Below are 21,455 nucleotides of genomic sequence, written 5' to 3'. Positions count from 1 at the left end.
GCTTGAGGGTCGATCCATATTCCGGCGGCTGACAGTGCATGCCCAAAAAGAGTGTAAGGGACACGCTCCAAGACGTTGCAATCATTGACCTCGGCATACTCATGGTCCTACGACCGTCGTTGACCAGTGTCATGCGACGACTCGCGAGTGCCCGATACAGCAACGCAATAGGCAACAGCGGCGGCGCCTGTGGTGTTGAGAGATATCAAAATGGGGCGCATCCCTAGTATCCCGTTTCTCAAAAGCCCGGTATTCCGCCATTTTTCAGAGACTCATGCCGAGCCATACCGCCCTGAATGATATCTCTCAACGAAAGTCGTACAAGAAGCCCCGACGTACCGGGATACCTCGGGCCAATATCGACCAAATGCCTTTCATGTCCACTGTCCCTGTACACACTTTTAGACGGTAGCCCGACTTTCTGAGGCGGGAACGGGTATCAGGGCGGAAAAACAGATGTTTTTCCGCCCTGATACCCGTTCCCGCCTCAGAAAGTCGCTAGGCGTACACTAGCCACGTTTGTCAATCAGTCCACGACATCGTAGTACTGCACTGTTGCCTTTATCTCCTTGGCATCTACTTGCTGCGCCACTACTTCAAATTTGACTTTTTCGCCGGCCTCCCACAAATTAGCACTGGCGTATCCCTCGGTCTTGACTCCATCCGCGTCATACAACCCAACAACAATGGAGACATTTTCGAATGACAAATCAGATGTATTTTCTCCAACCGCCGTATAGGTGTAGTAGTCCCCATAGTCTTCCTTCTTCTTCTCGAACTTAAGGGAACTCACGAGTTTTTCAATTGTTTCCTTCTCATTGCGAGATTGTGCTGCACTAGTGCCATTGGCAACCAATTCATCCAAAGTGGCTTGGTCCTTCGCGGACCCCATCTTTAGGCCATAATCTTCAACAAACGTCTTGAGGATTTCCGTCCGCTTATCGAAGACCTTGGTCCACTGCTCGTCATACTCGACAGAACCATATCTGTAGTTGTTAATTACATCCATTGATTCCTGAAGTACATTGAGATAAGCAAGTACTTTCTCCTGCATCTTCGTATCCTTGAATTGCTCAGTTTTCAGGGGAGAATCTGCATCTATCTCTGCTTGCACTCCCTTCCTGACTTGAGCCTTTGCCTCCTCATTGGTCTCAGTCGTGCCATCAACTATCTCGAAACGTTTTGCCAGACCATCTGCAATGGTCGTCATAGCATACTCATCGGCGTACTTCGTCTCTTCTGAGGTATTGGATGATCCGCAACCAACCAACGAAAAAGCAAGCGCAATACTTATCAGGGCATATAGTCCCTTGCGCCATTGCAACACGTTCATGATACTTTTCTTCTTTCTCAATTCTCAATCAACCATTAGTCGGCAAAACCACTAATTACAGAGGTCCTGCCGGTTCCCATGGTAAGGCAATCTTCATCGCAAGTGAAAATCGCCTGCTACACCTGTGTCTTGGTGATCAACTGTCTAGGTGTACCTCTGCTATAGATATCATTTCTGAACTACAAAATGGCTTCTTTCCCGTATCACAAGGAAAGAAGCCACCCGGAGTTGATTTATCAATATGGTGCTAGAACAGCTTCAGGCTCCCGTCGTCGGCGCCTCGCATCTCGTCGTAGTCGAGCAGCAGGCAGTCGAAGCCTCGGTCCTCGGCCAGGACGCGGGCCTGCGGGGCGATGGTCTGGGCGGCGAAGATGCCGCGGACGGGGGCGATCAGGGGGTCGCGGTTGAGCAGCTCGCAGTAGCGGGTCAGCTGCTCGACGCCGTCGATGCCGCCGTGGCGCTTGATCTCGATGGCCACGTGCACGCCGTCGGCGTCGATGGCCATGATGTCGACCGGGCCGATGGGGGTCGGGTATTCGCGCCGCACCAGCTTGGCGCCTTCGCCGATGCGTTCGATCTGCTCGGCCAGCGCACGCTGCAGGTGGTCCTCCACGCCGTCCTTGATCAGGCCGGGGTCCTCCCCCAGGTCGTAGCTGTCGTCGGCGTAGATGTGCTGGAGCGTCACCTCGAGGACGTCGTTGGATTTCGTGGCACAGGCGCGGATGACCTTCTGCGGAATCGGCGTGGCCGGGTCGTCGTCCGCCTGCTCGGGCGTGATGTCGGTGATGGTGCACGGCGACGCCATCCAGTTGAGGGGCTTGTAGGAGCCCAGTTCGGAGAAGATGAGCAGGCTGTTGTCCGCCTTGATGAGCAGGACGCGCCGTGCGAGGGGAAGGGTGGCTTGCAGTCGGCCGGTGTATTCGGCACTGCAGTCGGCAACGATGATACGCATGCGCTCCACTGTATAAGAAATTGTTCGTTTTTTCGAACAGAATCTAGGAGGGTCCGGTCGCCCCACGGGACAGCCAGAAGCGCCGCGCCATGCGGGGCGACAACCGATTTTTGGTTGTCGCCCCGCATGGCGCGGCGCTTCTGGCTGTCCCGTGGGGCGACCGGACCCTCCTAGATTCTGTTCGAAAAAATAAACAATTTCTATGTGGCCCTATGTAGCCCTAGGTCACTCCGCGTACTTCAGCGGCTGCAGGCCGCTTTCGTCGATGGGCTCGTTGGCCGTGGGACGACCCTTTTCGACCACCACGGTCAGCTTGTTCGAATCGAAGGAGATGAATCCGGAGGTCACCTCGAAGGAATGCTTGGTGCCGTTCGGCTCGGTCACCACCAGCGGGCCCTCCTCGATTACGGAGAGCACCGGCTCGTGGCCCGGCAGGATACCCATGCCACCGGCATAGGCCGGCACGAGCACCATCTTCGCCGTGCCGCTCCATACGGGGCGGTCGGCGGAGACGATGTTCACGCTCATGGTGTCACCGGCCATCGTCACTCACCGTATTCCTTCTGCATCGCGTGCCACTTCTTCTCGAGGTCCTCGATGCCGCCGATGCCGGAGAAGGCCTGCTCGGGCACCTGGTCGTACACGCCGTCGCAGATGCGGGTGAAGGCCTCGATGGTCTCCTCGGCGGGCACGTAGGAGCCCGGCACACCCGTGAACTTCTCGGCCACGTAGAAGTTCTGGCCGAGGAACTGCTCGATCTTGCGGGCGCGGTTGACGATGGTCTTGTCCTCCTCGCCGAGCTCGTCGATGCCGATCAGGGCGATGATGTCCTGCAGTTCCTTGTTGCGCTGCAGGATTGCCTTGACGCGGTTCGCACAGTCGTAGTGCGCCTGGCCCACGTAGCGCGGGTCGAGGATGCGGGAGGTGGAGGCCAGCGGGTCGACGGCCGGGTAGATGCCCTTCGAGGCGATGTCACGGGACAGCTCCGTGGTCGCGTCGAGGTGGGCGAAGGTCGTGGCCGGGGCCGGGTCGGTGTAGTCGTCGGCGGGCACGTAGATGGCCTGCAGCGAGGTGATCGAGTGGCCGCGGGTCGAGGTGATGCGCTCCTGCAGGGAGCCCATCTCGTCGGCCAGGTTCGGCTGGTAGCCCACGGCGGACGGCATGCGGCCCAGCAGCGTGGAGACCTCGGAACCGGCCTGCGTGAAGCGGAAGATGTTGTCGATGAACAACAGCACGTCCTGGTTCTCCACGTCGCGGAAGTACTCGGCCATGGTCAACGCGGTCAGCGGCACGCGCAGACGGGTGCCCGGCTGCTCGTCCATCTGGCCGAAGACCAGCGCGGTCTTCTCGAGCACGCCCGCCTCGTCCATCTCGCCGATCAGGTCGTTGCCCTCACGGGTGCGCTCGCCGACGCCGGCGAACACGGAGACGCCGCCGTGGTTCTGAGCCACGCGCTGGATCATCTCCTGGATGAGCACGGTCTTGCCGACGCCGGCGCCGCCGAACAGGCCGATCTTGCCGCCCTGCACGTACGGGGTCAGCAGGTCGATGACCTTGATGCCCGTCTCGAACATCTGGGTCTTGGACTCCAGCTGGTCGAAGGCCGGCGGGTTGCGGTGGATGGGCCAACGTTCCTTGATGACGATCTTCTCGTCCGGCTTCTTGTTGAGGATGTGGCCGGCCACGTCGAACACGTGACCCTTGGTCACGTCGCCGACCGGCACCTCGATGGGGCCGCCGGTGTTGTACACCTTGGCGCCGCGCACGAGGCCGTCGGTGGACTTGAGTGCCACACAACGGGCGGTGGAGTCGCCGAGGTGCTGCTCGACCTCGAGCGTGATGGTCACGTCCTTGGTCTCGCCTTCCTCGTGCTCGCCCATCTGGGCGATCTCGACGGTCAGTGCATTGTAGATGTCCGGCATGTGACCCACAGGGAATTCGACGTCGATGACCGATCCCTGAATGCGCGTCACGTGGCCGACGATGGGCTCAGCGGCCTCATCGGAAACCGCCGTGGTCTGGTTCTGAGCCATTTCGCGTTCCTACTCTTCCTTGTTGTTCAACGCATCGGCGCTGCCGATGATTTCGGTAAGTTCCTGGGTGATCGAGGCCTGGCGCGATGCGTTGAGCTTGCGGGTCAGGTCGTTGATCAGGTCGCGGGCGTTCTCCGTGGCGGAGTGCATGGCGTTCTGGCGGCAGGCCACCTCGGAGGCGGCCGCCTCGAGCAGGCACTCGTGGATGCGGGAGCGCACGTACTTCGGCAGCACCATGTCGAGCACCTCGTCGAGGCTGGGTTCGAAGGAGTACAGGGCCCGGGCCTCGGGCACCTTGGTGGTGTCGGGCTGGTTGTGGGCGGACTTGTCCTCCTCGACGATCTCCACGGGCAGCATGCGCAGGACGCGCACCTTCTGGACCACCATGTTGATGAACTCGGTGTAGACGATGTAGAGCTCCGATACGCCGCCCTTGTCCTCCGGCTTCATGTAGGAGTCCAGCAGGGCGCTGGAAATCGCGTCGGCGACTTCGACGCCAGGCTTCTCGGTATCGCCTTCCCAGGTCTGCACGAGGGGATGGTTACGGTATCGGTAGTACGATACGCCGCGGCGGCCGTAGACGAACAGCTGCGGTTCCTTGCCGTCCGCCTCCAGCCGTGCGAGCAGATCCTCGGTCTCGCGGATGATCGACGACGTGTAGGCGCCGGCCATGCCTCGGTCCGCCGTCAGGGCCAGGACGGCGACACGGGGGTTGTCGCCGTCCTTCCTGACGATCGGATGGGAGATATGGGAGGAGTGGGATACCAGTGTCTGGACGGCATCGAAAATCGCATCAGTGTACGGCCTCGCGTTGAGCGCGACCTCGCGGGCCTGCGCGATATGCGAGGCGGCGATCATCTCCTGGGCGTTGAAGATTTTCTCCAACGATTCGGTGGAGGCGATCCTGCTCTTCAATGCGAGTTGCGATCCCATACGTCACTTCTTTTCTTCGCTCTTGGCCTTCTCGACCTTGCGGCCCTGTGCCTTGATCTGCTCCTGGTCGACCGGCGTGGCGCCCTTCTTCACGGGCTTCTTGTCCACGAGGGGCTTGCCCTCCTTGGTCACGTAGGTCTCGCGGTAGGCTTCCACGGCCTTGTCCAGCTTGGCTTCCGTCTCGTCGGTGAAGTCACCGGTGTCGCGGATCGTGGCGAGGATGTCCGTGTTGCGGTCGAGGTACTCGAGCAGGCCCTTCTCGAAGGGCAGCACGTCCGCCACCTCGAGGTCGTCGAGCTTGCCGTGGGTGCCCGCCCACACGGAGACCACTTCCTGCTCCATGGAGAACGGCGAGAACTGCGGCTGCTTGAGCAGCTCGGTCAGGCGCGCGCCACGGTTGAGCTGTGCCTTGGATGCCGCATCCAGGTCGGAGGCGAACATGGCGAAGGATTCCAGCGAACGGTAGCGGGCCAGCGAGATCTTCAGCGTGCCGGAGACCTTCTTGAGCGCCTTCGTCTGTGCGGCGCCGCCGACTCGGGACACCGAGATGCCGACGTCCACGGCGGGACGCTGGCCGGCGTTGAACAGGTCGGACTGCAGGAAGATCTGGCCGTCGGTGATGGAGATCACGTTGGTCGGGATGTAGGCGGACACGTCGTTCGCCTTGGTCTCCACGATCGGCAGGCCGGTCATGGAGCCGCCGCCCAGGTCATCGGAAACGCGGGCGCAGCGTTCCAGCAGGCGGGAGTGCAGGTAGAAGACGTCGCCCGGGTACGCCTCGCGCCCCGGCGGGCGGCGCAGCAGCAGCGAGATCGAGCGGTACGCCTCGGCCTGCTTGGACAGGTCGTCGAAGACGATGAGGACGTCCTTGCCGTTGTACATCCAGTGCTGGCCGATGGCCGAGCCGGTGTACGGGGCGATGTACTTGAAGCCTGCGGAGTCGGAAGCCGGGGAGGCCACGATGGTGGTGTACTCCATGGCGCCGGCCTCCTCGAGGCTCTGCTTGACGGAGGCGATGGTGGAGCCCTTCTGGCCGATGGCCACGTAGATGCAGCGCACCTGCTTCTTCGGGTCGCCGGACTCCCAGTTCGTCTTCTGGTTGATGATGGTGTCGATCGCGATGGCGGTCTTGCCGGTCTGGCGGTCGCCGATGATGAGCTGGCGCTGGCCGCGGCCGATCGGGGTCATCGCGTCGATGGCCTTCAGACCGGTCGACATCGGCTGGTCCACCGGGTGGCGGTGCATGACGTCGGGGGCCTGGGCCTCCAGGATGCGCCGACCTTCGCTCTTGATTTCGCCGAGGCCGTCGATGGGGTTGCCCAGCGGGTCGACGACGCGGCCGAGGAAGCCGTCGCCGACCGGCACGGACAGCACCTCGCCGGTGCGGCGCACTTCCTGGCCCTCTTCGATGCCGGTGAAGTCGCCGAGGATAACCACGCCGATCTCACGGGCGTCGAGGTTGAAAGCCAGGCCGAGCGTGCCGTCCTCGAAGGTCAGCAGCTCGTTGGCCATGCAACCAGGCAGTCCTGTCACATGCGCAATGCCATCGCCGGCGGTGGCGACGTATCCCACTTCCTGGGTGGGCGTCTCCGACGGCGTGTACGCCTCGACGAAGTCATCGAGCGCCTTGCGTATCGTGGCGGGATCAATGGTCAGTTCTGCCATGATCACTCCTTATTGTTGTGTATACATTCGCTTCGCGGGTCCTGCCCGCCGCGCGCCCGCGGGCGCTTATTCGTTGATGCCGGCCTTCGCCTTGCGCTTGAGGTTATCCAGCTGCGCGACCACCGTGTTGTCGGTGACCTCGTCGCCCACCTGGATGCGCATGCCGCCGAGGACGTCGCGGTCCACCACGGAATGGATGTGCACCGGACGGCCGACCTTCTTCGAGTAGATCTGCGTCAGGCGCCGTTCCTGGTCGTCCGTCAGCGGGCTGGCCGTGGTCACCGTCACCATCGATTCGCCCATGTGGCGGGAGAACTTGCTGATGAGCCACTGGATGGTCTCCAGGTAGCGGCGGTGGCGCGGGTTGAGCGTGGCGTGCTGGGCCAGGCGCATGGTGACGCGGTCGAAGCCCTTGTCGCCGTACAGCGTGTCCAGCAGCTTGTAGCGTACCTCGAGCGGCCCCTGGTCGTCGGACAGGTCCGCACGGACCACCGGCAGCTCGAGCAGCGAGGACTGCAGCTGCGCCAGCTGGATCGAGACCTGCAGCGTGGTGCCGGCCTTGTCCGCCTGGTACATCATGGCGTCCACCGCGAAGTCCTCCACGGCGTTGTCGATGTCGTAGGCACGGCTCCAGGTGCGGTTCACGAGGTCCGTGAGGATCTCCATGGTCATCGGCAGCACCTTGCCGCCGACGATCTCGTTGAGCAGGTTCACCTTGTCCTTGACGGGGCGGCCGGGGTCGGTCAGCGCGCGTTGCAGACGCGGGTTGCAGTCCAGCACGTAGGTGATCGTGAACAGTTCGTTGCCGATCTCCCACGCGTCGTCACCGGATGCGCTGAGCCGCTGGGCGAACGAATCGCGCGACTCGCGATCGGCTACACGTGATGCCTCTCCTCGCATCGGTCACCTCCCTTCCTTGCACCCAGGCACTACTTGGCGCCCTGTTCCATGTCAGCGAGCATCTTGTCGATCATGTCGCTCTGCACGCTCTGGCTGCTCAGCTCGCTGCCGAGGATCTTGCCGGCGAGCTGCGTGGCAATCGTGCCGACTTCGCCCTTGAGCTGGACCATCGCCTTCTGCTGCTGCGACTCCACGGAGCGCTCGGCATTGGCGGTGATCTGCGCGGCCTCGGTCTCGGCACGCGAACGTGCGTCGGCGATGATGTGCGAGGCCTCCGCACGGGCGTCGTCGCGGATCTTGGACGCCTCGACGCGGGCGGTGCTCAGCTGGGCCTGGTACTTCTTCTTTGCCTCTTCGGCTTCCTTCTGGGCCTGTTCGGCCTTGGCCATGCCGCCTTCGATCTTCGCGGCACGCTCGTCGAAAATGGACTGGAACTTCGGCAGGAAGAACTTGTAGAAGAACACGGCCACGATGATCAGGATGATCAGTGACCACACGATGTCGTACAGCTCGGGGATGAACAGGTCTACACCGCTCTTTTCTTCGGCCATGACGAACATGCGTCCTCCTCCTTTCATGTCCTGGTTTGGATACGTCGGTTCTTGCTGCGATCAGTTGAAGATGAACGCGGCCACGAAGCCGAGCAGTGCCAGGACCTCGACGAATGCCAGGCCGAGGAACATCAGGGTCTGCAGGCGGCCACCGAGCTCGGGCTGGCGCGCAGTGCTCTCAATCGTCTTGCCGATCAGGATGCCCAGGCCGATGCCGGGGCCGATGGCGGCCAGGCCGTAGCCGACGACGTTCAGGCTGCCGGAGACCTCGGCGAGAGTGATGAGATCCATCATGGTTGTTTCCTTTCATGCTTGTTGCGAGGGCGTTCCCCGGGCAACGAACTTGTGGGATGTGCATGTCCCCGTGGTCAGTCGACCTCGGGATAGCTCATATTGATGTACGCAGTGGTGAGGATGGCGAAGATGTATGCCTGCAGGCAGGCCACCAGGATCTCGAACAGGTACATGAACATGCCTGCCGCGAAGGTGAGGACGCCGAAGGGCGCCAGGACCTTGTTCACGACGGCGACGAGGAAGTACTGCGTGGCGCCGAGGCACAGCGCGAGGATGAGGTGCCCCGAGACCATGTTGGCGAAGAGTCGGATCGTCAGGGAGAAGGGGCGGATGATCAGCAGCTCAAGCAGCTGGATCGGCGCGAGCAGGATGTAGACCGGCCACGGCACGCCCTTGGGGAAGAGCTCGTCACGCAGGAAGCGTCCGAGGCCCTTCTCGCGCACGCCGGCGATCCAGTACTGGCAGAAGCACCACATGGCGAAGACGAGGGGCAGCGTGATCGTGGCCGAGGCCGCGATGTTGAAGCCGGGGATCTCGCCGCACAGGTTGAAGACGAGCAGGGTGAGGAACACGGTGGTGACCATGGGCACGTAGCGCTTGCCGCGCACCTCGCCCATCACCTGGTAGACGATGTCGTTCCTCACGAAGTCGATGAGCCACTCGACGGCGCCCTGCCAACGGCCGGGCACCAGCTTGGCGCGAGCGGCGGTGATGCCCAGCACCAGCAGCATGATGATCGTGGCGAGGATACGCACGAGGATGATGCGGTTGATGGCGAAGGGGGTTCCCTGGAACAGGATCTCCGGTGGCATGAAGTCGTTGATGCTCGGCTTGTAGTCATTGAAATTCGAGCTTGCGGCAAGTGCGGTCATGCCCATGTGCAAACCATCAATCATGCAAGCCTCCTGATCTTCTCGTAATGTCAGCTGTAAGTCTAATCCACGTTCCCATGCCCAATGTGACATGGAGATTTCATGACAAGTGCCTAGAAATTCACCGAAACGTGATTATTGGAGCGCCAGTGGACATCGCCGCGGACGCCCCGGGACGCCGTCCGCGCGCACCGGCCCGGGGACGGAAGCACTCAAGGCCTTCTGTCGGCATGGGTCGGCACATATGTGAAGGTATGTTCGCCCAGCGCGTGTCACGGACGGATGACGCCGTAACCGTCATGGATGAAGGGACGGAAGCCGTCGGCGCGCGGCGAAGACGGCTCGTGGCGCACCACGTGGTCGGTGGCGGCCATGCCGTGCTCGCGCAGCGCGGGCACCTCGCGCAGGTCGTAGGGCGTCATCTGGTACACCCAGTTGAGCCAGTTGCGCCACAGCAGGTTCGCATGGGCACGCCAGGAGAACAGGGGTTCGACGGTCGGGTCGTCGTTGGGGAAATAATTGGTCGGGAACGGCACGTTCGTCAGTCCGCGGTCCATGTCGCGCCGGTATTCCTCCGCCAGCGTACCGCGTTCGTACTCCCAGTGGCCGAGGGCGAAGACCTCGCTGAAGTCGCGGGTCGCGATCAGTCCGGGGCCGGATTGTGGCCCCCAGGTGAGCACCTGCAGTTCCGGGTGGGCGGCGAGGTTCGCCTCGTCCACGCCGGCGACGCGCGAGTGCGGCTGCAGGCAGATCTCGTCGAAGCCGTTGGTCAGGAAGCAGTATTCGTCCTGCAGGAACTGCGGGAACACGCCGAAGATCTTCTCGGGCAGGTCCACCTTGCGTACGCCGTAGCGGTGGTACAGCGCGCCCATCGCACCCCAGCACAGGTACATGGTGGAGAACACGTGGCTGGATGCCCAGTCCAGGATGCGCTGGAACTCCGGCCAGTAGTCGACCTGTTCGAAGGGCAGGTGCTCCACGGGCGCGCCGGTCACGATCAGGCCGTCGTAGCAGTTGTCCTCGAATGCCTCCAGCGGCTCGTAGAACTTGACCAGGTGGTCCGCGCTCACGTGGGTCGACTCATGGGAGCCGGTCTTCATGAAGTCGATCTCGAGCTGCAGCGGCGACTTCGACATAAGGCGCAGCAGCTGGGTCTCCGTCTCGACCTTCTTGGGCATGAGGTTGAGGATGACCATCTTGAGCGGGCGCACGCGCTGGCGCTCCGCCTCCGGCTTCTCGAGCGCGAAGATGCGTTCCGAGTCGAGGATCTCGCGCGCGGGCAGCCCCGCTGGAATCTTGATAGGCATGGTTTCATTATGGGCGTAGGTGCGAACGGTGGTGGGTGTCGTGGTGGGGTTTGGGGGTTGCGGGTGGGCGTCGGTGAGAAATTGTTCATTTTTTGAACACAATCTAGGGCGAGCGGCCGCGTTGCGGCCCTGCTCGCGCCCTAGATTGTGTTCAAAAAATGAACAATTTCTCACCGACGCCCACCCGCAACCCCCAAACCCCACCACGACACGCCGTGATTTGACATCTGCGCCCACAAGCGTAAGTTAAATAGCGCTGCTTGAAGGCAGCCGACGCGGGGTGGAGCAGCTCGGTAGCTCGCTGGGCTCATAACCCAGAGGTCCATGGTTCAAATCCATGCCCCGCTACCAACAAGGCCGCCGGTCATCGTGACCGGCGGTTTTTCATATCCGCACACAGCCGGCAGTCGTCGGCATTCCACGCACCTCCGCAGGTGCCGCCCCTCCCCTTCCGCCGCGGCACGGCACCCATACAACAGCATTCCGGCAATGCGCTGAAGTTGCTTCCCGTAGCTGAATCCCCCCGAATCCCGCCGATCCCATGTCTATATTGAGGGCAAATGACTATGGCTATACAAGGAGGTCATATGACTCAGGCTACGAATACCGCGCCTCTGGCAGGCATCAAGGTGATCGACTGGACGCAGGTCCAGTCCGGTCCTTCCTGCACCCAGATGCTGGCTTGGATGGGCGCGGAGGTCATCAAGCTGGAGAAGGTCAACGGCGGCGACCCGACGCGTAACGAGATGAACGACGTCGATGGCTCCTACTCGCTGTACTTCCTGCAGCTCAACGCCAACAAGAAGTCCATCACCCTGGACATGAAGGATCCGGAAGGCAAGAAGATCCTCACCGACCTGCTCAAGGATGCGGACGTCTTCGTCGAGAACATCGGCCCGGGCGACGTGGAGAAGCTCGGCTTCGGCTGGGACGAGGTCCACGCCCTCAACCCGAAGCTGATCATGGCCTCCCTGAAGGGCTTCAACAAGGGCTCCCGCTACGAGCATGTCAAGGCCTTCGAGCCCGTGGCGCAGTCCGCCGGCGGCGCAGCTTCCACCACCGGTTGGTTCGACGGACCGAACAACGTGCCGACCCAGTCCGGTGCCGCCCTGGGCGACTCCAACACCGGCATGCACCTGCTCATCGGCATCCTGACCGCACTGCTGCAGCGCGAGAAGACCGGCGAAGGCGTCTACGTCTACCAGTCCATGCAGAACGCAGTGCTCAACCTGTGCCGCATCAAGCTGCGTGACCAGCTCATCCTCGACCACCTGGGCGAGCTGTCCTACTACGCCTGCTACCCGGGCTACAAGTGGGGCAAGGCCATTCCGCGCGCCGCCAACGCCGAGGGCGGCCTGGTGCTCGGCTGGTGCTACCGCGCCAAGGGCTGGGAGACCGACCCGAACGCGTACGTGTACATCGTCATCCAGCAGTCCGAGAAGGGCTTCGAGCAGTTCTGCAACGCCCTGGGCTTCCAGGATTGGCTGACCGACCCGAACTTCAACACGGCGAATGCCCGTGACGAGCACAAGGCCGAGGTGTACAAGCGCGTCGAGGAATACACGATGCAGTACGACAAGGACACCCTGACCAAGGAACTGGGCGCCAAGGGCGTTCCGGTCGGCCCGGTGCTCGATTGGTACGAGCTCGAGAACGACCCGGACCTCAACTCCGACGGCACCATCGTGACGATCGACCAGGAAGACGCCCGCGGCGACTTCAAGACGATCGGCATGCCGTTCACCATGAGCAACTACACGCCTGACTACCAGCGTGCCCCGAAGCTCGGCGAGAACAACGAGGAGATCCTCAAGTCCCTCGGCTACACCGACGACCAGATTGCCGAACTGACCGCCAAGGGCGTCATCGGCGGCAACGACGGCGTCAAGGCCGACCTGGTGGCCCCGGCCTCCAAGTGAGTCGTCTTCACTGACGCGAATGCCCCGCACGTTCCCCGTACGGGGCATTCCCATATCCGGCACCCATGATGGTAGTTCCCGATCTTAAAGCGGGCACCCGCCCGGGAGCATTTCCTGAATTAAAGCGGGCACCGGCTTGAAGAATTTTCTGTTCTTCAAGCCGGTGCCCGCTTTAATTCAGGAAATGCTCCCGGGCGGGTGCCCGCTTTAAGATCGGGAACGCAGGAGGATCTCCTCCAGGGCGGCGATGACGGATTCGGGCATGTGGGACTCGGCCAGGTCGGCGTGGGGGGCACCGGCCTGCATGTCCAGGGCGCGCAGGCCTGCCAGGGCGGCGGCACCTTGCTCCGCAATCATCGAGAAGGTGACGTCCTTGGTCAGGTTGGGCATCTGCGCATCCATGAGCACGCGCCGGCAGTCCTCCGTGGCCGGGTCGTCCGCCGCGCGCAGGCCGGACGCCTCGACGCGCAGCACCGCCGAGCGCGGCACCGCGCGCACCGTCACGGACAGCGTGAGCGTCGCCTCGTCGTACTCCGCCACACAGTCGACCGGTGCACCGTCCACCGTGGCCGTCACCGCGCCGGGGGCATCGCCGACGCCGCGGAAGGCCACGGCCCAGTCGCGCACCTCGGGCACGGCCGCCGCGTCGCCGCGCACCGCACCGACCGTGAAGACGACCGCATCGTCGCCCCACTCCTGACGCAGATCGGTGAGAGCCGCCCGACCCTGCCGCACGTGCGTCCACTCGCCGTCGTCCTCGTGCAGCGTGAAGCTGCCGTCGCCCGGGAAGGCCAGCACCCGCAGCAGGCGCGGATTGTCGGTCGAGTTCAGCGCGTCGGGGCCGTCCAAGGTCTGCAGGGGCACGATGCCGCCCGCCTTGGCGAAGGCGGGAATCCGCTCGATGCCGCGCCAGGCCGCCAGGCGACGGCCGCCGGGCCTCGGCGCACGGTAGCGCCGGCCGTCGAAGAAGTCGAACCACTCCCCCTGCGGCAACCACAGGTCGGTGCGCGCCAACCGCGAGACCGGGTCGCGAGGCCGCACCACCGGCGCCACCACCAGCTCGGAGCCGAAGCGGTACTCGTTGGGGTAGTCGTAGGCCTCCCCTATTCCCGGGTCCTGCCAGTACATCGGCTCCACCAGCGGCCGCGCCCGGAACGCCGTGCGGTAGTTCATCGTATGCAGGTACGGCAGTAGCCGCTGACGCAGCCGCAGGGCCCCGGCCATCGCATGGCGCACCGGCTCCGGGAAGTTCCACGGCTCCTTGCCGGAGAACGGCGAGGAGCTCGAATGCAGGCGGTTGATCGGACTGAAGACGCCGAACTGGTACCAGCGGGCCTCCAGCTCGTCGTCACGCCTGCCCAGCATGTGGCCGCCGATGTCGTGGCTCCACCAGTCGTAGCCGATGTTGGCCGCCGTGGCCGTGAAGCGCGGCTGGAACTCCAGCGAACGCCAACTGACGATCGTGTCGCCGGAGAAGCCGATCGGGTACCGGTGCGAGCCGGGGCCGGCGAAGCGGCTGAAGGTCATCGGCCAGCGGCCGCTGCCCTCCTTGCCCGCCTCGTCCAGCGAGTCGAGCCAGTGGACGTGGTTGAGCATCCACAGCGGGTCGAGGCCGCGCTGCCGGGTGACGCCGCCCTGCTGCCAGTCGATCCACCAGAAGTCCACGCCGTCCGCCGCCATGCGGTGGTGCATGTCCAGGTAGGCGTCCAGGAAGCGCGGGCTGGAGGGATCGAAGGCCACCGGCTCGCCCGACTCCGGGTCGACGCCCATCGCGCGCGCCACCGCCGGGTACTCCTCTTCGAAGGCGCGGATGCCGTCGCGCGGATGCTCGTTGAGCGTCACGCGCATGCCGCGGTCGTGCAGGTCCGCCAGCAGCCTCGTCGGGTCGGGGAACAGGTCGCGGTTCCAGGTGTAGCCGGTCCAGCCGGAGCCGTACTTGGGGTCGGCGTCGGTCAGGTGCCAGTCCATGTCGATCACCGCGACGGTGAACGGCAGCCCCTCGGCACGGAACCGGTCCATGAGGTTCAGGTAGCCGTCCTGATCGTAGCGGTAGAAACGGCTCCACCAGTTGCCCAGTGCCCAGCGCGGCAGCAACGGCGTCGGCCCCGTCAGCCGGTGCCAGTCGCGGATCGCCTCGAGGAAGCGCAGCCCGTAGGCGAAGACGTAGAGGTCCACCCGACCGGGGTCGTCGACGCGCGGGACCGGCCACGTGCCGAAGGGGTTGTCCTCGCCGCCCACCGTGGCGGCGTCGTCGAGCACGTTCGATGCGGAGTCGTCGAGCACCGCCCAGCCGTCGCGCGAGAGGATGCCGTCGCCCAGCGGCGTGTCGCCGTCGACCTCGTCGAGGGTGCGGGCGGTGCCCAGGAGGTTGCCGCCGCCGCGCTCGCCGTAGTGCCAGGTGTTGAACTGGCTGCCGGGCACGCCCTTGACGACGATGGAAAGCCCCTCCTTGCTGAAGGGGCGGCCGTCGTAGTCGAGCAGCAGCGCGGGCGTCTCGATGCGCACGCCGCCGCCGGTGCGGCGGATGTCGGCGTGCACGTCGCCGCCCAGGTCGCGGTTGAGCACGACCTGCGTGGGGCGGTCCTCGAAGATGCCGTCGTCTGACCATTCGAGGCGCACGAGGGAGTCGGTGATGGGGCTGATGCGCCAGTGCTCGCCGCTGACGGTGCGGTCCGCGGGGACCTGCGGGTGCAGGTTGGCGGTGAACTGGCTGAACGAGGGATGTGTTGCCATGCTGCTACCTCACTTGCCGCTGCCGGAGGCGATGCCGGCGATGAACTGCTTCTGGAAGATGACATAGATGATGATGACCGGCACGATGGCCAGGCTGGTCGCGGCGAACAGGCCGCCGTAGTCGGTGCCGTACTGGCCATTGAACTGCTTGAGGCCGACGGCGAGCAGCTGCTTCTTCTCGTCGCTGATCATGAGGAAGGGCCACAGGTAGTCCTCCCAGTTCCACAGGAAGGTGAAGATGGCGAGCGCGGCGATGGTATTGCGGCTCATCGGCAGGATGATGCGGTGGAAGATGCGGAAGTCGGAGGCGCCGTCGAGTTTCGCCGCCTCGATGAGTTCGTCGGGGATGCCGGTGATGGACTGGCGGAACAGGAAGACGCCGAAGGCGCTGAGCATGCCGGGCACGATAAGCGAGGCGTAGCTGTCGAGCCAGCCGAACCGGGTCATCATCTCGTACTGGGGGATGATGGTGACGGCCCACGGCACCATCATCGTGCTCATGACGAGGCCGAAGAGCAGGTTGCGGCCGCGGAAGCGCATCTTGGCGAAGACGAAGCCGAGCACGGCGCTGGTGTAGATGATGATGACCGTCTTGACGATCGCGATGAACAGCGAGTTGCCGAACAGGCGCAGGAAGTCGAAGCGTTCCTGGATGGCGACGTAGTTGTCGACGGTGGTGGGCGCCGGGAAGAGGCCGCCGGTGACCTTGACGATCTCGCTGTTGGGGGCGAAGCTCGACAGGAGCATCCAGATGAAGGGGACGATGGTGATGAGCGCCGCGATGAACAGGAGCACCGTGAGGATGACTCCGGCGACGGTGACGCGGGTCTTGGCACGGTTCATGACAGTCCCTCCGTATCTCCCGATACCTTGAACATGATGATGGTGAGCACGCCGGTGAAGAGGAACAGGACGACGCTCATGGCGGAGGCAACGCCGAAGTTGTACTTCTGGAATGCCTGGTCGAAGATGAGGTAGCTGATGGTGTAGGTGGAGGTTCCCGGGCCGCCGTCGGTCATCACGAGCATCTGCACGTAGGCCTGCAGGTAGCTGATGAGCGAGGTGATGACGATGAACAGCGTGGTGGACTTGAGCAGCGGCACGGTGATGTGGAAGAAGGTCTGTACGCCGTTGGCGCCGTCGATGGCGGCGGCCTCGTAGACGTCGCTGGGCAGGTTCATGATGCCCGCCAGGTAGAGGACGGTGGCGTAGCCGAAATCCTTCCAGATGGTCATGAGGATGATGGCGGGCAATGCCCACTTTGGGTCGTGCAGCCAGTTGATGTCGAGTCCGGTGACGCGGTCGATCATGCCGAACTGCGGGTCGAACATCCACATCCACACGAAGCTCACGGCCACGAGGGGCGTGATGGTGGGCATGTAGAACAGGCCGCGCAAGGTGTCCTTGAACCTGACGAGCCTGGAGCTGAGCAGCAACGCGAAGCCGAGGCCGAGCACGACGCGGAAGACCGTGGCGACCGTGCAGAAGACGGCGGTATGCCACATGGAATCCCAGAACAGGCGGTCCGTGAGGATCTGCCTGAAGTTGTCGAATCCGACCCATTCGTAGGTGCCGACCAGCGGGTTCCAGTCGTGCAGGCTGCCGGCGAAGGCCTTGATGATCGGGTATGCGAGGAACACCGCGAAGTAGGCGACGAGCAGTACGACGGCTATGTTGCGGAAGGAGAAGATGCGCGCGCCGACTTCGGCGTATCCGCGATTGCGGCGTCGCGGCTTCCTTCCCTTCGGGTGTTCGGATTCGGCAATGGCCTCCGGCTCGGGGGCGGCCTCCCATTGTGCGGACATGGTGGCGTTGGACATCGTTGTCCTTCCTTTCCCTTCCTGGCGGCGGCCGGTGTGTCAGGGCGGGGACGGCGTCCCGCACCGGACACACCGGCCAGGTCACCTGCGATGAACGCGCTCAGTGGCGCTCATCGTAGTAGGCGTACTTGTTCTCGGCGGAGACGAAGTCGGAGTTCTTCATGTCCGTCTCCATCTGCTGCTGGGCTTCCTTGATGGACTGCTCGATGGACTTGCCGTTCTGGAAGACGTTCTCGAAGGCGGTGGTGGCGCTGGTCTCCATGGTCGAAGGCATGGAGCCGGGCCAGATCAGGCGGTCGACGCGCGGCGCGATGGCGGCCATGACGGGTTGGGCGAGGATCTCCTTGTCTTCCTGGAGGCTCTTCTTGGCCGGGAAGGAATTGAGCTCGCGCACGGCGGTGCGCACGTAGTCGTCATTGGCCAGCAGGTAGCGCACGAAGTCCTGGCCCACGGCCTGCTGCTCGGCGGAGGCGTTCGCGTTGATGCCGGGCGTGGACTCGCCGTTGTAGCGGTCATAGGCGAAGGGCGTGTCCTTCGAGGGCGTCGGCGTGGCGAAGACGCCGTACTCGATGTCCGGGTACTTCTCCTTGAGCGTGCCTTCGAGCCAGCCCCACGCATAGACCATTGCGCTCTGGCCGTTACCGAAGCTCTGGGAGTAGTCGTTGCCGAAGTTCGCGGAGCCCACACGGTCCTTGTCGTAGAGGTCCTTGAGGAACTGCATGTTCTCGGCGGTCACCGAGTTGTCGTAATCCGGCTCGGTGCCCTTGTCGTCGAACAGGACCTGCCCCTTCTGGTAGTTGAGGCCTTCGTAGATGGCGCTATAGGCGTCTCCGTTGACGTTGAATCCGGCCTGCACCATCTTGTTGCCGTCCCACTTGGCGAGTTTCTTCGCGACCTCGCGGAACTCGTCCCAGGTGGTGGGGATGTCCGCGTCGGTCAGGCCTGCTTCCTGCCACAGCTTCTTGTTGTAGTAGATGTTGCCGGTGTTGATGACGGAGTCGATGTACTTGGCCTTGCCGTCCGTGATGTGCACGGAGGCGGTGGTGTAGTCGGCTTCGAGGTCCTTGGCGTCGATGTCGTAGTCGGCGGCGTAGGGACGCACGAGCGCGTCATAGGAATTGTGGATGTTGAAGACGGCAGGGCCGTTCTTGCCCTTGAGCACGAGCGGAAGCTTGGTCCAGTAGTCCTCCCACGCCACGTTCACGGGCTTGATGGTCACGTTGGGATGGATCTTGGTGTAGCCGTCGATCATGTCGATCACCGGGTCCGTGCCGGCGCTGTTCCAGCTCCAGTAGTCGATGGTGATCGGCTTGCCCTCGTTGACCAGGTGGTTGGGGTCGTAGGTGACGGTTTCACCCATGGTGGGCAAGCCCTTGTCCGCCTGGGTGTCGGTGACGCCCTTGGCGCCGCCGGAACCGCAGGCCCCAAGCGCCGTCGAGATGAAAACGGTTACAGTCAACGCGGAAACAATGCGAGAAATTTTCATGGCTTTCTTCCTTACCTCGTTGTAAGTCGTTTAGCAAACAAGGCAAGTATAACGCCGATAGACCAGTGTCGCAACTTTGTAACCGGTTACAAATGAAACGGGTTACATTTCATGGCTTCCACGGCGTGTCGTAGGTCGAGCCGCTAGAATGCGAACAGGCATATCACGCAGGGGCCACGGCACAAGGCAGGCAGCTCGTCGCAGCCCAGGACATCGGCGTCGGCACGGAAAGGACGGCACATGAAAGCGAGCATCGAGGACGTGGCCCGTCGGGCAGGCGTTTCCACCGCCACCGTCTCACGCACCTTCTCCAAACCGCATCTGGTGTCCGAACATACGCGCCGCAAGGTGCAGGAGGCCGCCGACGAACTCGGCTTCTTCGTCTCGCGCAGCGCCGCCATCCTCAAGTCCGGGCGCATGTACCGGGTGGCGCTGCTCTTCGGCGGCACGCAGATCGACTGGTTCACCGCGCGCATCATCGAGGGCCTCAACTCCGTCCTGCGGGACGCCGGCTACGACCTGGTCGTCTACCCCATCGGCGACGACGAGGCGCGGCAGGCTTTCTTCGACGACCTGCCGGTGCGCGGCAACGCCGACGCCGTCATCGTCTCGTCCTTCGACGTCGGCGAACGCCAACGCCAACGCCTTGAGCAGGCCAAGGTACCGCTCGTGGGCATCAACTCCAACTCCCCCGCCTTCTCGGCATCGGTGGGCATCGACGACAGCCAGGCAGTGACCACGGCCATGCACTACCTCATGAACCTCGGTCACCGGAACATCGCCTACGTCTACGAGAAGTTCTCCAACAGCCTGCAGTACTCCTCCCATGCGCGCATCGACGCCTTCGAGCGGATCTGCGGGCAGACCCCCGGAATGCAGGGCACCATCTACGACATAGATCCGGGCGTCGAAGTGCGCGGCGCGGTCATCGGCGCCCTGGTCAACGCAGCCGAACGCCCCACCGCGTTGCTGTGCCACCAGGACTCCATCGCCATCCCCTTCTTCTTCACCATGCAGCAGAACGGCCTGCGCATCCCCGGGGACATCTCCGTGATGGGCTTCGACGACTCCCAGTTCGCCGCCGACGTCGGCCTGACCACCATCCGCCAGGACCCCGTGGCCTCCGCCGCCGAGGCCGCCCGCCTGACCATCGACCTCATCGAGGGGCGCCCGCCCGAGGATCCCCACCTCATGTCCCCCACCAGCCTGGTCATCCGCAGTTCCACGGTCGCCCCCGCCGGCTGAGGCGTCCTCCGGTTATACATTTTTCGACGCAGAAAAATTGTGTAGGCCTTGGGGCTGCACAAATGCAAATTGTGCAGCCCCAAGGCCTACACAATTTCCTCAGGCCCAAAAAATGTGCAAACCGAGGCGCCCCTGGCAAGCGGTCCGCATGCTGTCAGTACGGGCCCCTTGCCTCTGGCGTTATAAGGGGCGTCGACACGCCGTCGGACAGCTGATTTTCAGCTGTCCGACGGCGTGTCGACGCCCCTTATATGGATGCTGTCATCAGGCGCACAGCGGGACCAGCCAGATCCACAGCAGGCAGGTGACGGCGAACGCGACGGTGGAGACCGCGGTGGTCGAGGCGCCTTCCTTGACGTAGATGTTGTAACGGCTGGAGATGATGATGCCGGAGAAGGCCGGCGGCAGGGCGACGGCCATGACGAGCATCGACAGCTTGGTGATGTCGTGGCCCATGCCGCACAGCAGGCCCACGCCGAGGAAGGCGGCAGGGGTCAGGATCAGGCGGTAGAAGGTGTTCCACAGCGTCTCCCAGCTGAAGGAGAACTTCACGGTGGCCAGCGCCAGGCCGGCGGCCAGGACGGCCACGCCGGAGTTGGCCTTGGCGATCAGGTCGAAGGTCGGGGCGAAGGAATCCGGGACGCGCACGCCGATGAGGACGAGCACGATGGCCAGCAGCGGGGCCCAGCAGACCGGCTGCTTGAGGGCGTTGATGATGGCGGCGAGGTTCTGGTTCTTCTTCTTGCCCATGTTGGAGGACTTGGAGACCATGACCTCGACGGTCTTGTCGGCCTTGGCATCCTTGGCCGGGTCGACTGCCACGTCGTCCTTCGGGGCCGGGGCCTTGACGGTCACGTCGCCCTTGGCTGTGGTGGTCGCGGCAGCGGAGAGGCGCTCGCGGTCCTTGGCCTGGCCGAGGTTGATCAGGTACATGCCGATCGGGATGGTGACGGCGTTGACGACGATGGAGATGATGGCGATCACGAGGTTGGTGCTCACGGAGTCGCCGTAGATCGGGTCGAGCACGGCGAAGCCGAGGAAGCCGATGGTCGGAGAACCGGCGATCAGGGCGCAGACTGCCGCTTCCTGGATGCTGTGCTTGAACATGAGACGGCACAGGTAGTAGCAGAGCATGAACATCACGATGATGCCGACGAAGCCGATGGCCGTCAGCGTGGCGTCGGCACCCAGCTCGGAGCGGGTGGCCTTGACGATGGAGATGAAGAGGGCGGCAGGCAGTGCGACGTTGAGCACGAGCTTGTTGAGACCTTGGCGCTGGTCATCGTCGAAGTAGCTGAGCTTGCCGAAGATATATCCCAACGCCATGATGACGATGATCGGGACGATATCGTTGATCAATATCTTTTCCATGAGGGTTCTTTCTTCTTTGCTTTCCTTCAGTGAGGCAAGGA

18 protein-coding genes and 1 tRNA gene are annotated in these 21,455 nt (G+C 63.2%); 3 read left to right on the top strand and 16 right to left on the bottom strand.

What is annotated here, in order from left to right; genetic code table 11:
• Positions 1-526 precede the first annotated feature (526 nt).
• The 11 genes from BCUN_RS03350 to BCUN_RS03300 all read right to left on the bottom strand — a co-directional run bounded on the left by BCUN_RS03350 (position 527) and on the right by BCUN_RS03300 (position 10,840).
• The gene (locus tag BCUN_RS03350; protein ID WP_033517847.1) at positions 527-1,333 is read right to left on the bottom strand and encodes an FxLYD domain-containing protein; all 807 of its coding nucleotides are present in this window, start codon (positions 1,331-1,333) and stop codon (positions 527-529) included.
• 247 nt (positions 1,334-1,580) lie between these two features.
• Positions 1,581-2,285, bottom strand: coding sequence for an endonuclease NucS (gene nucS, locus BCUN_RS03345; RefSeq protein ID WP_033517845.1), 705 nt, complete (start codon positions 2,283-2,285; stop codon positions 1,581-1,583).
• Between the two features lie 225 nt (positions 2,286-2,510).
• Positions 2,511-2,828, bottom strand: coding sequence for a F0F1 ATP synthase subunit epsilon (locus BCUN_RS03340; protein ID WP_033517595.1), 318 nt, complete (start codon positions 2,826-2,828; stop codon positions 2,511-2,513).
• A 2-nt stretch (positions 2,829-2,830) separates the two neighbouring features.
• Positions 2,831-4,318 (bottom strand): F0F1 ATP synthase subunit beta, encoded by a 1,488-nt coding sequence (gene atpD, locus BCUN_RS03335; protein WP_033517593.1) that lies wholly within the window; start codon positions 4,316-4,318, stop codon positions 2,831-2,833.
• Between the two features lie 9 nt (positions 4,319-4,327).
• A complete protein-coding gene (locus BCUN_RS03330) occupies positions 4,328-5,251 on the bottom strand; it encodes a F0F1 ATP synthase subunit gamma (protein ID WP_033517592.1) in 924 nt (307 codons plus the stop codon).
• Positions 5,252-5,254: 3 nt separating this feature from the next.
• Complete coding sequence (gene atpA / locus BCUN_RS03325; protein WP_033517591.1) at positions 5,255-6,916, bottom strand: F0F1 ATP synthase subunit alpha; 1,662 nt, start codon at positions 6,914-6,916, stop codon at positions 5,255-5,257.
• Positions 6,917-6,982: 66 nt separating this feature from the next.
• The gene (locus tag BCUN_RS03320) at positions 6,983-7,816 is read right to left on the bottom strand and encodes a F0F1 ATP synthase subunit delta (protein WP_033517589.1); all 834 of its coding nucleotides are present in this window, start codon (positions 7,814-7,816) and stop codon (positions 6,983-6,985) included.
• A gap of 29 nt (positions 7,817-7,845) precedes the next feature.
• Positions 7,846-8,367, bottom strand: coding sequence for a F0F1 ATP synthase subunit B (locus tag BCUN_RS03315; RefSeq protein ID WP_033517598.1), 522 nt, complete (start codon positions 8,365-8,367; stop codon positions 7,846-7,848).
• A gap of 60 nt (positions 8,368-8,427) precedes the next feature.
• On the bottom strand, positions 8,428-8,658 hold the full coding sequence (gene atpE / locus BCUN_RS03310) for an ATP synthase F0 subunit C (protein ID WP_033517597.1): 231 nt from the start codon (positions 8,656-8,658) through the stop codon (positions 8,428-8,430).
• 77 nt (positions 8,659-8,735) lie between these two features.
• Positions 8,736-9,539, bottom strand: coding sequence for a F0F1 ATP synthase subunit A (gene atpB / locus BCUN_RS03305; protein ID WP_051920603.1), 804 nt, complete (start codon positions 9,537-9,539; stop codon positions 8,736-8,738).
• Between the two features lie 266 nt (positions 9,540-9,805).
• Entirely contained in the window at positions 9,806-10,840 is a 1,035-nt protein-coding gene (locus tag BCUN_RS03300; protein ID WP_033517585.1) for a homoserine O-succinyltransferase, read from the bottom strand.
• Positions 10,841-11,114: 274 nt separating this feature from the next.
• Between BCUN_RS03300 and BCUN_RS03295 the strand changes: the two genes are divergently transcribed.
• A tRNA-Met gene (locus BCUN_RS03295) sits at positions 11,115-11,191 on the top strand.
• Between the two features lie 236 nt (positions 11,192-11,427).
• Complete coding sequence (gene frc, locus BCUN_RS03290; RefSeq protein WP_033517583.1) at positions 11,428-12,759, top strand: formyl-CoA transferase; 1,332 nt, start codon at positions 11,428-11,430, stop codon at positions 12,757-12,759.
• 207 nt (positions 12,760-12,966) lie between these two features.
• Here frc and BCUN_RS03285 read toward each other — a convergent pair whose 3' ends face one another.
• From BCUN_RS03285 to BCUN_RS03270, 4 genes are all read right to left on the bottom strand, one after another.
• The gene (locus tag BCUN_RS03285; RefSeq protein ID WP_034258290.1) at positions 12,967-15,492 is read right to left on the bottom strand and encodes a glycoside hydrolase family 31 protein; all 2,526 of its coding nucleotides are present in this window, start codon (positions 15,490-15,492) and stop codon (positions 12,967-12,969) included.
• 9 nt (positions 15,493-15,501) lie between these two features.
• Positions 15,502-16,335 carry a carbohydrate ABC transporter permease gene (locus BCUN_RS03280; protein WP_033518327.1) on the bottom strand — a complete coding sequence of 278 codons (834 nt, stop codon included), beginning with the start codon at positions 16,333-16,335 and terminating at the stop codon, positions 15,502-15,504.
• Entirely contained in the window at positions 16,332-17,312 is a 981-nt protein-coding gene (locus tag BCUN_RS03275; RefSeq protein ID WP_238552297.1) for a carbohydrate ABC transporter permease, read from the bottom strand. The genes BCUN_RS03280 and BCUN_RS03275 overlap by 4 nt, the downstream gene beginning before the upstream one ends.
• Positions 17,313-17,412: 100 nt before the next feature.
• Positions 17,413-18,798: an extracellular solute-binding protein gene (locus BCUN_RS03270; RefSeq protein ID WP_033518329.1), complete on the bottom strand. Its 1,386-nt coding sequence runs from the start codon at positions 18,796-18,798 to the stop codon at positions 17,413-17,415.
• Positions 18,799-19,038: 240 nt separating this feature from the next.
• On the opposite strand from BCUN_RS03270, the gene BCUN_RS03265 reads away from it, so the two are divergent.
• Positions 19,039-20,043 carry a LacI family DNA-binding transcriptional regulator gene (locus BCUN_RS03265; protein ID WP_033518331.1) on the top strand — a complete coding sequence of 335 codons (1,005 nt, stop codon included), beginning with the start codon at positions 19,039-19,041 and terminating at the stop codon, positions 20,041-20,043.
• 264 nt (positions 20,044-20,307) lie between these two features.
• On the opposite strand, the gene BCUN_RS03260 is transcribed toward BCUN_RS03265, so the two are convergent.
• Positions 20,308-21,414, bottom strand: a complete 1,107-nt coding sequence (locus BCUN_RS03260) for an AEC family transporter (RefSeq protein ID WP_033518275.1) — start codon at positions 21,412-21,414, stop codon at positions 20,308-20,310.
• Positions 21,415-21,455: the final 41 nt, after the last annotated feature.

Origin of the sequence: Bifidobacterium cuniculi (assembly GCF_000741575.1) — a bacterium.
Taxonomy (GTDB): domain Bacteria; phylum Actinomycetota; class Actinomycetes; order Actinomycetales; family Bifidobacteriaceae; genus Bifidobacterium; species Bifidobacterium cuniculi.
Note: the sequence above shows the minus strand (reverse complement) of the source record. Positions and strands in the feature narration are given on the sequence as shown.

Bases quoted from the DNA above. Each gene is read 5' to 3' on its own strand.
- BCUN_RS03350 (WP_033517847.1), bottom strand. From the start codon at position 1,333: ATGAACGTGTTGCAATGGCGCAAGGGACTATATGCCCTGATAAGTATT.
- nucS (WP_033517845.1), bottom strand. From the start codon at position 2,285: ATGCGTATCATCGTTGCCGACTGCAGTGCCGAATACACCGGCCGACTG.
- BCUN_RS03340 (WP_033517595.1), bottom strand. From the start codon at position 2,828: ATGGCCGGTGACACCATGAGCGTGAACATCGTCTCCGCCGACCGCCCC.
- atpD (WP_033517593.1), bottom strand. From the start codon at position 4,318: ATGGCTCAGAACCAGACCACGGCGGTTTCCGATGAGGCCGCTGAGCCC.
- BCUN_RS03330 (WP_033517592.1), bottom strand. From the start codon at position 5,251: ATGGGATCGCAACTCGCATTGAAGAGCAGGATCGCCTCCACCGAATCG.
- atpA (WP_033517591.1), bottom strand. From the start codon at position 6,916: ATGGCAGAACTGACCATTGATCCCGCCACGATACGCAAGGCGCTCGAT.
- BCUN_RS03320 (WP_033517589.1), bottom strand. From the start codon at position 7,816: ATGCGAGGAGAGGCATCACGTGTAGCCGATCGCGAGTCGCGCGATTCG.
- BCUN_RS03315 (WP_033517598.1), bottom strand. From the start codon at position 8,367: ATGGCCGAAGAAAAGAGCGGTGTAGACCTGTTCATCCCCGAGCTGTAC.
- atpE (WP_033517597.1), bottom strand. From the start codon at position 8,658: ATGGATCTCATCACTCTCGCCGAGGTCTCCGGCAGCCTGAACGTCGTC.
- atpB (WP_051920603.1), bottom strand. From the start codon at position 9,539: ATGGGCATGACCGCACTTGCCGCAAGCTCGAATTTCAATGACTACAAG.
- BCUN_RS03300 (WP_033517585.1), bottom strand. From the start codon at position 10,840: ATGCCTATCAAGATTCCAGCGGGGCTGCCCGCGCGCGAGATCCTCGAC.
- frc (WP_033517583.1), top strand. From the start codon at position 11,428: ATGACTCAGGCTACGAATACCGCGCCTCTGGCAGGCATCAAGGTGATC.
- BCUN_RS03285 (WP_034258290.1), bottom strand. From the start codon at position 15,492: ATGGCAACACATCCCTCGTTCAGCCAGTTCACCGCCAACCTGCACCCG.
- BCUN_RS03280 (WP_033518327.1), bottom strand. From the start codon at position 16,335: ATGAACCGTGCCAAGACCCGCGTCACCGTCGCCGGAGTCATCCTCACG.
- BCUN_RS03275 (WP_238552297.1), bottom strand. From the start codon at position 17,312: ATGTCCAACGCCACCATGTCCGCACAATGGGAGGCCGCCCCCGAGCCG.
- BCUN_RS03270 (WP_033518329.1), bottom strand. From the start codon at position 18,798: ATGAAAATTTCTCGCATTGTTTCCGCGTTGACTGTAACCGTTTTCATC.
- BCUN_RS03265 (WP_033518331.1), top strand. From the start codon at position 19,039: ATGAAAGCGAGCATCGAGGACGTGGCCCGTCGGGCAGGCGTTTCCACC.
- BCUN_RS03260 (WP_033518275.1), bottom strand. From the start codon at position 21,414: ATGGAAAAGATATTGATCAACGATATCGTCCCGATCATCGTCATCATG.